Genomic DNA, 12,578 nt, shown 5'->3' on the forward strand with positions numbered 1-12,578 from the left:
GTTGGCGAACTATTCCGTGCCCTTTGAAGGGCTGGCCAGTAACAGAGGCTTTCAGCCGCAGAACAAACCACCCGTTCTCACGGGTGGTTTTGATTATATTGTTAGGATTTTTATCGGACTGTCGTTCCGCTATTTGTGACAAAATGCTATATTTCATGAGCGTATCGGACTGTGATTAACTGTGATTCCGTTATTCGGACATTCAAGAGGCAATTTGAGTGGCAATTGAGCAAATAAGGGAATCTGAGTCCTATAACCTCAAAAAAGTGACACTTTTTATAGTAATAGCGGAATCTGAGTCCTATAATGAATGAGTGAAGCCGAGTTTTCTTTATTCACCGTTTGTTGATGATATAATTATTTCAAGATTATAAAATTGAGGGGGATTGCCATGAAGGTCGGTATCATCGGGGGCGGCGCTCTAGGACTGTTGTTTTCCGCTTATCTAAATAAATCCTTTGAAACAACACTCTATACAAGGCGTTTGGACCAGAAGAAGCTTATCAAACAAGAAGGAATCATAGTTGATACCAAAGATTCTATGTTCAACAGCTTCCCATATGTGAAAAATACCGATGACACCTGGGATGATGATTGCCTTATTATTGCTGTGAAGCAGCCGGCATTAAAAAACATGCTTAAAGAACTGAATAATAAGACAGCCAAGGAACAGGCGATAATTTTTATCCAAAATGGCATGGGCCACATTGAAGATTTGTCTGGGTTGCACCATCATAACCTATACCTTGGTGTGGTTGAACATGGTGCGAGGAAAAAGTCTGATGCCAGGGTGAGTCATAATGGTCCGGGTAGGACAAGGATCGCTTCCTATAAAGGGGACCTCTCTCTTCTCGCGCCTTTTTTTGAGGTGAATACCTTTCCCTTTTTACCGGAGTACGATTGGCGGAACATGCTAACCAGGAAATTAATAATAAATGCAGTGATTAATCCCCTTACAGGGATTTATAATGTGCAAAATGGTGAGCTTGTTAGGGACCCTCACTATCGTTTGATTATGGGACAATTATTTGAAGAAACAGCCAATATTCTGATGCTTGCGGCACGGGAGAAGGAGAAAGGCTGGAGGGAACTGCTTGAGATATGTAAGAATACTGAGGAAAACCGTTCTTCTATGCTACAGGACCTTGACGCCGGCCGCTGTACTGAAATTGAAGCCATATCAGGCTATGTTTTGCGGGAAGCTGCTCGTTTGAAAAGACGGGCACCCTTAACACTGTTCCTTTACCACAGCATATTAGCGGCCGAAAACCGGTTTAAATAGGGGGTAAAACGTGATTCATCTTCTAGCTTTGTTAATCGCTTTATTCTCAACAATGCCAATTTTAACGCTGTTCTTTTTTATGGCTATTTTTAGAATAACAATGGCAAAAAGGCGGGCTGCCTTTGGATTGGCCATTGATATTACAACGCTTTTTGCTGTGCTTTCCGCAGCTGCTCTCGCCCTCCATATATGGCATCGTACTCTTTTTGGTCCCATCTTACTCATTATTCTGTTCGTCGCTTTTATATTTACTATTATTTCTTGGAGAAAGAAAGATGATTTTAAAGTAAAACGGTTATTCAGAGGAATTTGGAGGCTGAATTTTCTAGTATTTATGGTTCTTGACTCGTTTTTATACATATATGGATTGATGATTGAAGGACTGCATAGGATATAATGCAGTGTCTAAAAAGTGCCTGAGCACACCTTTTGGGAAAGAGGTTAAAATTTGCTATACTCAAATGGCAATGAGTGCAGTTTGAGAGAGGAAGAGTAGCATGGATCTTAAAGTTATTGAAGTCAAGCACAACGCTAAGCTTGTCGAAGACTACCTTACACAGGGTGAACGTATCCAATCTTTTTTTGATTATCCATTTAATGAACAGTCAGCTTATCAAGAGCGCCTTCAATCCATTCATCAGCGTTCATACGGCCGTGAAGATCTTGTCCGTGTTCTAGGTGCTTTTAATAAAAAATACACAGACCACGAAAATGTTTTTGCTAATATAGAAAAATTGAACAATGTTAAGAGTGCGGCCGTTGTCGGCGGACAACAAGCGGGGTTATTAACCGGACCTGCCTATTCAATACATAAATGCATATCGATTATAAAGCTTGCAAGAGAGCAAGAAGGACAGTTAGGGATTCCGGTTATTCCGATTTTCTGGATCGCGGGCGAAGACCATGACTTTGATGAAGTCAATCATGTCCATATTCCAGCAGATGGAGGCCAAAAGAAGCTTGTTTATCAAAAAAAGTTTGGTAACAAAACATCCGTATCCAAGCTCACAATTGATAAAGCGGATCTGATGCAATGGATAAACGCTGTTTTCCAAGCCTTTGGGGAAACGGATCACACTGCTCAAATTTTGACTGATTTGGAAGAAGCAGTCAATTACTCGCGCACAGTTGTTGACTTTTTTGCCTGTTTGATCCATAAGCTGTTTGCCCCATACGGGCTGGTTCTGCTTGATTCGGCCGACCCGGCTGTCAGAAAGCTTGAAGCGGGGTACTTCCAAGAACTTTTGGCACATCATAAAGAAATCAATCAAGCCGTCATCAGCCAGCTCAACCATTTAGAAGGGAGCGGCTACAAGGTTGACTTAGATCAGGCTGAGGGCAATGTCAATCTCTTTTATGATGATAAGGGGAACAGAGAGTTGCTTGAGGAAGATGGCAATCTCATTAAAGGAAAGAGCGGGACCGTCCGCTTTGACCTTTCGCAATTGCAAGGTATTGCGGAAGAAACACCAGAGGTCTTGAGCAATAATGTGGTGACGCGCCCCATTATGCAAGATTTGCTGCTGCCCACATTGGCATTTATTGCAGGTCCCGGTGAAATTGCTTATTGGTCTGCCCTGAAAAAAGCTTTTCACCAAGTATCCATCGATATGCCTCCGGTTGTACCGCGGCTGCATATGACTCTTATTAGCCGGGGGGCAAAGAAGTGGCTGGATAATAAAGAACTTTCTATTCAAAAAGTCCTTCAAGCCGACATCAACCAATTGAAAGAGGAATGGCTTAGTGCTCAGCATGATTGGCGTGTTGGGGATACCGTTAATACGTTTAGGAAGTCCGTAAAGGATGCCTACGGGCCCATGAAAGAGCTAGCTGTTGATATAAGCCGTGGCTTGGACAAAATTAGCGATAAAAACATCGCTATTATTGAGCGGGATATTGATGTGATGGAGAAGAAAATGATGCAGATGATTGAACTGCAGTATGAGTCCGAACTGAAACGTTTTCAAAGAGTTGAAAATAATTTATGTCCATCCGGTGTCCCTCAGGAAAGGTTTTGGAGTATTTTTTACTTCATTAACCGACATGGTTTTGGGCTTATCCCCCACCTATTGGATCAACAGTATCAATTTAATGGGTATCAGCATGTCATAGAGCTGTAGATTTTGTCAAAAAAGCAAGGCCAAATCGGCTTGTTATGACAACGTTTGAGAAGAATTTACCAACTGAATTTTATTAAAAAATCCTGTCCTATGGCAGGATTTTTATTTGTTTCCACGAATAATTAAATTAAAGTGGTGAAAAGTGGGGCGATGTGGTAGAGTAGGGGTAGTAAGAGGGGGCAATGTCCATGTTTATGGGTGAACATCAACACAACATAGACATTAAGGGCAGGCTGATCATACCGTCCAAATTTAGAGAAGAGCTTGGCGAAAGCTTTGTCTTAACGCGGGGGTTAGATCAGTGTATTTTTGTTTACCCTTTAGATGAATGGAGTCAAATCGAACAAAAGCTTAAATCCCTTCCATTTACAAAGAAGGATGCGAGAGCCTTTACCCGTTTCTTTTTCTCGGGCGCATGTGAGTGCCAGTTGGATAAGCAAGGACGGGTCTCCATCACTCAGCCCCTTAGGGATTATGCCAAACTAGAAAAAGATTGTGTTGTCATTGGGGTCTCCAATCGTATTGAAATATGGAGCAAGTCAGTCTGGGAGACTTATTATGAAGAGTCCGAAGCATCATTTGATGATATCTCGGAAAGTCTTTTGGATTTTGACATGTAGCCCAAAAAACACAATACCCGAAAGGATTTCACCATGTTTGAACATGTTACTGTCTTAAAAAAAGAAGCTGTTGAAGGGTTGAAAATTAAACCCGATGGACTTTATGTTGACTGCACACTTGGCGGCGGAGGACACAGTGAGGAAATTGTAAAACAGCTTGACCAGGGTCACCTCTATGCATTTGATCAAGATGAGGCGGCTTTACAGGCTGCGAATACAAGGCTGCAGCCCTATCAGGGTAAAGTTACCTTTATTAAAGCTAATTTCCGCCAAATCGAAGAAAGGCTGACGGATTTAGGGGTACCATCGGTTGACGGCATCCTCTATGATCTTGGTGTCTCATCCCCGCAATTTGACCAAGCCGATAGAGGATTTAGTTACCAACATAACGGCCCCCTTGATATGCGTATGAATCGGGATCAGGAGCTGAATGCTGCAGATGTTGTTAACGGCTGGCCTTATGAAGACCTCGTACGGATCTTCTTCCGGTATGGCGAGGAGAAGTTTTCAAAGCAAATCGCCAGAAAAATAGAAACGAGGCGAAAGGATCACCTGATCCAGACCACAGAAGAATTGGTTGATATTATCAAAGAAGCTATTCCGGCACCAGCTAGGAGAAAAGGCGGTCATCCTGCGAAAAGGATCTTCCAGGCATTAAGGATTGCCGTGAATGATGAGCTGAATGCATTCGAGGATTCACTTCAACAGGCGATTAAGCTTATAAACCTAGAAGGGCGATTATCGGTTATCACTTTTCATTCCCTAGAAGATCGAATCTGTAAAACAATTTTTAGAGAACATAGTGAACCGCCGCAATTACCGCCGGGGTTTCCGGTCATTCCTGATGAGGCGGCACCAGTGCTTAAGTTAATTAAACGCAAACCCATTCTGCCTAATGAAGATGAGTGCAATGAAAATCGCAGGGCACGTTCTGCAAAACTAAGAATCGCGGAGAAAGTAAGAAAAAAATAGATGTTAGAAAGTCATCACTAACGCGGGGTGAAACTATTCTAATACATAAAAAAAGGAGGACTAGGGTTGAATCAAACGGCGCGCCATTTAACAGAAGGAGAACAAGTCGTAACTCGAAGACACTATCAACAGGAAACACCCGTTTTACCAAAAAGAACGGTTACGAAGGGAGAAAAGTTGCTTTGGTCCATCGGTGCATTAGTCGTTATGGTCCTTGCCATCTTGATCGTTTCAAATCAAGCCAAACTATTTAGTGCCTCAAGTGATATTAGCGGCTTGGAAAACAAATTGGATACACAGTCGAAGGTGAATCATCAGCTTAAGGTTGAAGTAACGGAGCTTGCTGCACCTGAGAGAATTATTCAATATGCAAAAGATAAGCTTGGGCTAAAGCTTGATGTCAAAAATGTGAAAGTACTTCCATAATAGTGAGTGATTATAATGTTTCCAAAGAAAAATAAGACAATCAACAAATGGGCAGCGGTTATCGCAACGATCTTCTTGCTGCTCTTTTGTTTGCTCATTGGCAGATTTGTTTATATCGCAAACGGCAAGGAAATAGATGGACACCAGCTCGTTAATATTGGAGAAAACCAATGGAAAACGGTAAAGGTGGTCGATGCCCACAGGGGCAGCATTTACGGCAGAAACGACCATGTTCTGGCCCATGATATACCTGCCTATACAATTTACGCGGTCATTAGTCCTAAAGCGGGCAAAGGCAATTATGTTAAAAACAAGGAAAAAACAGCCAAGCTTCTTGCGCCTATTCTTGATATGAAAGAATCCAAAATCCTGGATTTACTAAATAAAAATTTACAAAATAAGAATACCTGGCAGGTTGAATTTGGTACAAGCGGCAAGAAGCTAAGCTATGACAAAAAGAAAAAGATTGATAAGCTTAAGCTTCCTGGAATCAAATTTAAGCAGGAAACTAAACGCTACTATCCAAACCAAAAGTTTGCGTCATATGTTTTGGGATTTACACAATATGATCAGGAAAAAAAGAAGGCAGTTGGTAAATTAGGTGTCGAACGCTCATTGAATGACTACCTCACAGAACAGGACGGTAAAGTCACTTTTAAAACAAGTCAAGAAGGCGTAAAAATGCCTGATGCCAAAAAGCACCTCAAAAAGCCCAAACAAGGGGATAATGTCTATCTTACCATCGATAATAAAATTCAAACCGTGCTTGGGGAAGCCATGTCAAGCGTAGCCAAGGAATACAAACCTAAGCGAATGATCGGTGTTGTTGCCGATCCAAAAACGGGCCAAATTTTGGCGATGTCAAACAGGCCAAGCTTCAATCCAAATAAGCGAGACATTGAAAACTACACAAATTTCGCCGTGTCATCTCCTTATGAACCCGGCTCCGTCATGAAAATGTTTACTTTGGCAAGTGCGATTGATGCAGGTGTTTATAATGGGAATGCCACCTTTCAATCGGGTTCATATGACGTCGGCGGCATCACTGTTCATGATTGGAACCAGTCATGGGGAAGAATCAGCTTTAACGAGGGTCTTCAGAGATCTTCAAATGTTGGTTTTTCAATCATTGCTGATAAGCAGCTTGGCACCGATCGATTTTATGACTATCTCAAAAAGTTTGGATTCACGCAAAAAACAGGTATCGATCTGCCAAAAGAGAGCAACAGCAGAATGAGTTTCAAGTGGAAAGCAGATCAAGTCTCGACGGCTTTCGGCCAGGCTTCCGCATTTACAAGCCTGCAGCTTGTCCAAGCCGCAACAGCGATCGCGAATGATGGGAAAATGATGCGGCCGTATGTCATAGAAAAGGTCAAAAACCCGACAACGGGCAAAGTGGTCTTGAATCACAAGCCAAAGGTTGCAGGGACGCCAATTTCCAAAGAGACAGCCGAAAAGACGAGGAAACTGCTTAGAACGGTTGTTCACGGGAAACACGGGACAGGCAAGCCATATGATCTTAAAGGCTATGATGTCATCGGAAAAACCGGAACAGCACAGATCGCGGTCAACGGTAACTACTTGACAGGAAGAAACAATTATATCTTTTCTTTCATGGGGATGGCCCCCGAAAAGGATCCAAAGCTGATCGTGTATGTCGCGGTGGACAGGCCTCATCTAAAGGATACTGAAACAGGATCAGAGCCTGTGGCTAAGGTGTTTAATCCAGTCATGAGCAATGCGCTGCAATATCTCAATATCAAGCCTGAAAAAAAGGCTGATAAAAAACAAACAACCTCTGAGCAAACAGTCACCTTAAAACAATACAAAGGTGAGCCGTTTGACGAGGCTGCAAAAGATCTAAAGGCTAAAGGAGTCGATGTGGTTACTGTCGGCAAGAAAGGCAAGGTCACGAAACAGGCGCCGTTCGACGGGACAAAGGTTCTAAAAGGCAGTAAGGTGATTTTGGTCGGCGAAGGCAAATTAGAACTTCCTGATCTCACGGGCTGGTCATTATCCGATTCCCTAAAAGTCGCCAATCTCTTGTCACTGAAACCCAATATTATCGGCAACGGTTTTGTCATAGATCAGAAGCCTGCAAAAGGAACGGTTGTAAAGAAAGGGGACTACCTGGTCCTCAACCTGCAAGCAGAAGATAACAAAAATAAAGAGAAGCAAGGTGACGCACAAGATAAAAAGAAAAGCAGCCAAATGGACTGACATAACGTTCCATTAGGGCTTGTTCTATCCCTCCTATTTTATGCATACAGTAATACAAGCATAGAATAGGAGGGGCCAGATGTGCGTGTATCAAATGTCACCGTGCGCAAGCGTTTAATTGTTATCCTACTCATCGGCATTGTTGTTTTTGCTGTATTTATTGTGCGGCTCGGGTATGTTCAATTCTTTAAAAATGGTTGGCTGTCCGGCAAAGCTTTAGATTCCTGGAGCAGGCAAATTCCTTATGAAGCGGAGCGGGGCGATATCCTGGACCGTAATGGGAAGGAGCTTGCAACCAATGTGAGCCGGCCGTCTGTCCTTGTTGTCCCAAAACAAGTCAAGGATCCCGTCAAAACCGCGGAGAAATTATCATCTGTGTTAGGTATGTCCAAGGAAGATGCGTACAAAGACATAACAAAGAAAGAATCAATTGTAAGGATTACTCCTGAAGGCCGGAAAATCAGCAATGAGAAGGCTGCTGAAGTGAAATCGCTGCGTATGCCTGGCGTCTTTATTGCTGAGGACTTTAAGCGGCACTATCCGCATGGAAGCTATCTGTCGCATGTATTGGGTTTTGCTGGCATTGACAACCAGGGTCTGATAGGATTGGAAAAATATTACGATGATCGTCTTAAAGGAGAAAAGGGCCACGTTTCTTTTTTCTCTGACGCTCAAGGTAACCGGATGTCCAGCTTGAAGGACAAGTATGTTCCGCCAAAAGATGGCTTGGATTTGGAGCTTACGATCGATCATCAAGTCCAATCGATCATAGAACGCGAGTTAAATAATGCTGAACAAAAATATCATCCGGACAGTGCGATCGCCATCGCTATGAATCCAAATACTGGGGAGATCTTAGGCATGTCATCGCGCCCGGACTTTAATCCTGAAAACTATAAGAATGTACTGCCAGAAGTTTATAATCATAACCTTCCAATCTGGCGGACATATGAGCCGGGCTCAACATTTAAAGTTATTACATTGGCAGCGGCCCTTGAAGAAAACAAAGTTAACTTAAAACACGATCATTTTTATGATCCCGGCTATATTACGGTCGCCGGACATAAGCTTCACTGCTGGAAAAGAGGGGGGCATGGTTCAGAGACTTTCCTCGAAGTCGTAGAAAACTCCTGCAACCCGGGCTTTGTAGCATTGGGGCAAAGGCTCGGTAAAGATAAGCTCCAAAAGTATATTCGCGATTTCGGATTTGGCCAAAAGACAGGCATTGACCTTCAGGGTGAAGCAAAAGGTATTTTATTTAGACCAGAAAAGATGGGTCCGCTTGAACTTGCTACAACATCCTTCGGTCAAGGGGTATCAGTTACACCGATTCAGCAGGTCACAGCAGTGTCGGCAGCTGTTAACGGCGGTTACCTCTATGAGCCTTATATTGCCAAGGCGTGGAAAGATCCTGAAACAGGTGAAACGGTCAGCCGAACAAGTCCTACCATGAAAAGAAGGGTGATTTCAGAGGAAACTTCGAAAAAAGTCCGATACGCTCTTGAAAGTGTCGTTGCCAATGGCAGTGGTAAAAACGCTTATATTGATGGCTACCGTGTCGGCGGGAAGACAGGCACTGCCCAAAAAGTTAAGGATGGGCATTATCTGAAAAATAATTACATTTTATCATTCATGGGATTTGCCCCTGCCAATGATCCCAAAATCGTCGTATATGTCGCCATCGATAATCCGAAGGGTGCCATACAATTTGGCGGGCAGACCGCTGCCCCGATTGCGAAGAATATTATCGGTGACAGCTTGAGAGCGCTAGGCGTCAAAAAACAAAAAGGCGGCATGGAGAAAGAAAAAAGCTATACAGATGAACCTATAATTGAGGTGCCTAACCTTGTTGGCAAGGACAAAAAAGAAATCAGGCACAGCTTATACAACCTAAAGATTGACACAGCGGGTCAAGGGGATGTCGTTGTGATGCAATCCCCAAAGCCCGGCGTAAAATTGAAAAGCGGCTCGACAATTAGAATATATTTAGGTGACAAAAAGCAACCGGACGATTAAAATAATCATTGTACCCTTAGCCAAGTGCTTGATGCCTTGGCTTCTTTTCACGAAAAGGACGTGACATGATGAAGCTTAACGAATGTATAAATCCACTGTTGAATTATAAAAAGTCTAATGACCATAACCCTGATATTCTCAGACTAGAAATTGATTCAAGAAACGTTGAACCCAATACATTGTTTTTCTGTATAAGCGGTTTGCAACTGGACGGCCACAAGTTTGCTGCGGAAGCCGCTAAGCGCGGTGCGGCTGCGATTGTTGCTGAGAAGCCATTAGAGGTCAATGTCCCGGTTATTTATGTCGCCGACAGCCGCAGAGCGCTTGCGATTATATCCGATTATTATTATGGTCAGCCAAGCCATAATTTGCATCTAATTGGTGTGACAGGAACGAATGGCAAAACATCAATTACACATATCATTAAAGCTATTCAGGATGATGCCGGGGTATCCACCGGTCTGGTAGGAACGATGGGTATCCGATATAATGACAAGCTTGTGCCTGTCAACAATACAACACCGGAGTCATTTGTTTTGCAAAAAGCATTCAGAGAGATGGCAAATGATGATGTGGCATCAGCTGTCATGGAAGTCTCTTCCCACGCCCTTCATCAAGGGAGAGTACGGGGCTGTGATTTCAACATTGCTGTTTTTACAAATTTAACGCAAGACCATTTGGATTATCACCCGACAATGAAGGATTACCTTTATGCAAAAGGGCTTCTTTTTTCACAGTTGGGCAATACATATGATACTAATCATGTGAAAGCTGCTGTATTAAATCAGGATGATGCTGCTTCTGAAGAATATAAGCATATGACTAGCGCTTCCGTTTTTACATACGGGATTGAGAATCAGGCGGATTTTCGCGCTGAAAATATTGAAATAACCAGTAACGGAACCCAATTTGATCTGGTCACAAGGGATGGACGATTTCCCGTGATGATGAAACTAATTGGGAAATTCAGCGTATACAATGTGCTTGCCTCAATGTTGACTTGTTTTATTAAAGGCATTTCAATTGATTCTATGATTCATACGGTTCAGCACATCGATGGCATAGACGGACGGTTTGAAACGGTTCAAGGCGGTCAACCTTTTACAGTCATCGTTGATTATTCCCATACTGCCGATAGCCTTGAAAACGCGCTTTTGACGATAAAGGAATTTGCTAAGGGCAGAGTGATTACCGTAGTTGGTTGCGGAGGTGACAGGGATAGGACGAAACGGCCGGTCATGGCTAAAACAGCCGTGAAATATAGTGACCTCACAGTGCTAACCTCGGATAATCCACGGACGGAAGACCCCGAGCGGATATTAATGGATATGGAAGCAGGGGTTAGGGGAGCATCATATGAAAAAATAGTAGACCGCAGTGAAGCGATCAATTTTGCAGTGCGTGAAGCGGAAGATCATGATATTATATTAATCGCCGGCAAAGGGCATGAAACCTATCAAATCATGGGTACGGACAAAATTGACTTCGATGATCGAAAAGTAGCAAAGAACGCTATAAAGGAGCGCCTTGGGTCATGAGTATTAGTGTCGAACTTATAAAGAAATGTGCAACAAAAGTAGAAGGTCATGCGGATGACATAGATGATTTAGCAGTGTTCACCAATAGCCGTGAGCAGGTCGTTAACGGTCTATTCGTACCGATTGAAGGTGAACGGTTTGATGGCCATCAGTTCTTGGAGCAAGCGATTCAATCGGGAGCCGTCGCGGCGATCTGGACAGAAGGAAAAGCCCTTCCCGAGAATCTCCCAAACGACTTTCCGATATTTTATACGGATGACAGTTTAAAGGGATTACAGCAATTGGCAGCGGAGTATCTTAAAGAACAGTCGCCCAAAGTTATTGCTGTAACCGGCAGCAACGGCAAAACGACAACAAAAGACATTGTCGAACATGTCACAGCTACGGCATTTGAAACATATAAAACACAGGGGAATTATAATAACCATATTGGTTTGCCATTAACCATCCTAACAATGCCCGAGACTTGTGAGGTTTTAATTTTAGAAATGGGGATGAACCATTTTGGCGAAATCTCCTTATTAAGTAAAATAGCTTCTCCCGATATCGCTATCATCACAAATATCGGTGAATCGCATATCGAGTTTTTAGGCAGCCGCGAAGGCATTGCCAAGGCGAAGCTAGAGATTGTTGATGGATTGAAGCCTGGCGGAACATTGATTATTGACGGTGATGAACCACTCTTGACAGGGTTTCGATCTGAGCAGCACACCATCATGTTATGCGGGTACAATGGGAGGGATCATATCCAAATTACACAGGTTACCGCCGATATAAATGGCTATAAATTTCAGATAAATGAGAACGAAGGATCATTTTACATTCCTCTGTTAGGAAGGCATAATGTTAAAAATGCAGCCCTTGCTATTGCAGCGGCAAAACAACTCGGGATTCATTGCAGCGATATACAAAAAGGATTTGACCATTTATCTGTAACTGGGATGAGGCTAGAAACAATTCATGGCCGGAACGGCGCTCTAATCATTAATGATTCTTATAATGCCAGTCCGACATCCATGAAAGCTGCCATTCAAACTGTTAGATCTCTGCCTGGATTCCAGAAACGTGTCATCGTGCTTGGGAATATGTATGAACTTGGCGCTGACGAAGAAAAACTTCACAAACAAGTTGCCGAAGATATTTCGCCGCCGGTAACCCATGTTATAACTATAGGTGAAAAAGCGAAATGGATTGCTGAGGAATTGGCATCAAATGAAGACGGCATCACTATTGCAGCCTTTTCCGATAAGACACTGGCCATCCCTCATTTGGAAAAATTGCTTGCGCCTGGAACGGTGTTATTATTTAAGGCATCCAGAATCGCGGCTCTTGAAACTTTAGTAGCGGAACTGAAAGCATAGAAAGGAGGCGGTATCGTGACAAT

10 protein-coding genes are annotated in these 12,578 nt (G+C 43.0%); all 10 read left to right on the forward strand.

All coding sequences use genetic code 11. The annotated features are described in order from the left end of the window. The first annotated feature begins 391 nt into the window (after window positions 1–391). The 10 genes from EV207_RS09750 to EV207_RS09795 all read left to right on the forward strand — a co-directional run bounded on the left by EV207_RS09750 (window position 392) and on the right by EV207_RS09795 (window position 12,555). A complete protein-coding gene (locus tag EV207_RS09750; protein ID WP_132745978.1) occupies window positions 392–1,282 on the forward strand; it encodes a 2-dehydropantoate 2-reductase in 891 nt (296 codons plus the stop codon). A gap of 10 nt (window positions 1,283–1,292) precedes the next feature. Continuing rightward, window positions 1,293–1,679 (forward strand): DUF3397 domain-containing protein, encoded by a 387-nt coding sequence (locus EV207_RS09755; protein ID WP_132745979.1) that lies wholly within the window; start codon window positions 1,293–1,295, stop codon window positions 1,677–1,679. A 100-nt stretch (window positions 1,680–1,779) separates the two neighbouring features. Then, window positions 1,780–3,402 carry a bacillithiol biosynthesis cysteine-adding enzyme BshC gene (bshC, locus tag EV207_RS09760; protein WP_132745980.1) on the forward strand — a complete coding sequence of 541 codons (1,623 nt, stop codon included), beginning with the start codon at window positions 1,780–1,782 and terminating at the stop codon, window positions 3,400–3,402. A 188-nt stretch (window positions 3,403–3,590) separates the two neighbouring features. Further along, window positions 3,591–4,022 (forward strand): division/cell wall cluster transcriptional repressor MraZ, encoded by a 432-nt coding sequence (gene mraZ / locus EV207_RS09765; RefSeq protein ID WP_132745981.1) that lies wholly within the window; start codon window positions 3,591–3,593, stop codon window positions 4,020–4,022. Window positions 4,023–4,055: 33 nt separating this feature from the next. After that, window positions 4,056–4,994, forward strand: coding sequence for a 16S rRNA (cytosine(1402)-N(4))-methyltransferase RsmH (gene rsmH / locus EV207_RS09770; protein ID WP_132745982.1), 939 nt, complete (start codon window positions 4,056–4,058; stop codon window positions 4,992–4,994). 66 nt (window positions 4,995–5,060) lie between these two features. Beyond that, a complete protein-coding gene (ftsL, locus tag EV207_RS09775) occupies window positions 5,061–5,420 on the forward strand; it encodes a cell division protein FtsL (protein WP_132745983.1) in 360 nt (119 codons plus the stop codon). A gap of 15 nt (window positions 5,421–5,435) precedes the next feature. Then, complete coding sequence (locus EV207_RS09780) at window positions 5,436–7,640, forward strand: peptidoglycan D,D-transpeptidase FtsI family protein (RefSeq protein ID WP_132745984.1); 2,205 nt, start codon at window positions 5,436–5,438, stop codon at window positions 7,638–7,640. Between the two features lie 81 nt (window positions 7,641–7,721). Beyond that, window positions 7,722–9,656 carry a stage V sporulation protein D gene (locus tag EV207_RS09785; RefSeq protein WP_132745985.1) on the forward strand — a complete coding sequence of 645 codons (1,935 nt, stop codon included), beginning with the start codon at window positions 7,722–7,724 and terminating at the stop codon, window positions 9,654–9,656. A gap of 68 nt (window positions 9,657–9,724) precedes the next feature. Beyond that, complete coding sequence (locus EV207_RS09790) at window positions 9,725–11,194, forward strand: UDP-N-acetylmuramoyl-L-alanyl-D-glutamate--2,6-diaminopimelate ligase (RefSeq protein ID WP_132746075.1); 1,470 nt, start codon at window positions 9,725–9,727, stop codon at window positions 11,192–11,194. Beyond that, a complete protein-coding gene (locus EV207_RS09795; protein WP_132745986.1) occupies window positions 11,191–12,555 on the forward strand; it encodes a UDP-N-acetylmuramoyl-tripeptide--D-alanyl-D-alanine ligase in 1,365 nt (454 codons plus the stop codon). Before EV207_RS09790 ends, EV207_RS09795 begins: the two co-directional genes overlap by 4 nt. Window positions 12,556–12,578 lie beyond the last annotated feature (23 nt).

This window comes from Scopulibacillus darangshiensis (genome assembly GCF_004341035.1).
Lineage (GTDB): Bacteria > Bacillota > Bacilli > Bacillales > Sporolactobacillaceae > Scopulibacillus > Scopulibacillus darangshiensis.

What these genes read in the sequence shown, in the direction of transcription:
- EV207_RS09750 (WP_132745978.1), top strand. Translation starts at nt 392, where the DNA reads ATGAAGGTCGGTATCATCGGGGGCGGCGCTCTAGGACTGTTGTTTTCC.
- bshC (WP_132745980.1), top strand. Translation starts at nt 1,780, where the DNA reads ATGGATCTTAAAGTTATTGAAGTCAAGCACAACGCTAAGCTTGTCGAA.
- mraZ (WP_132745981.1), top strand. Translation starts at nt 3,591, where the DNA reads ATGTTTATGGGTGAACATCAACACAACATAGACATTAAGGGCAGGCTG.
- rsmH (WP_132745982.1), top strand. Translation starts at nt 4,056, where the DNA reads ATGTTTGAACATGTTACTGTCTTAAAAAAAGAAGCTGTTGAAGGGTTG.
- EV207_RS09780 (WP_132745984.1), top strand. Translation starts at nt 5,436, where the DNA reads ATGTTTCCAAAGAAAAATAAGACAATCAACAAATGGGCAGCGGTTATC.
- EV207_RS09790 (WP_132746075.1), top strand. Translation starts at nt 9,725, where the DNA reads ATGAAGCTTAACGAATGTATAAATCCACTGTTGAATTATAAAAAGTCT.
- EV207_RS09795 (WP_132745986.1), top strand. Translation starts at nt 11,191, where the DNA reads ATGAGTATTAGTGTCGAACTTATAAAGAAATGTGCAACAAAAGTAGAA.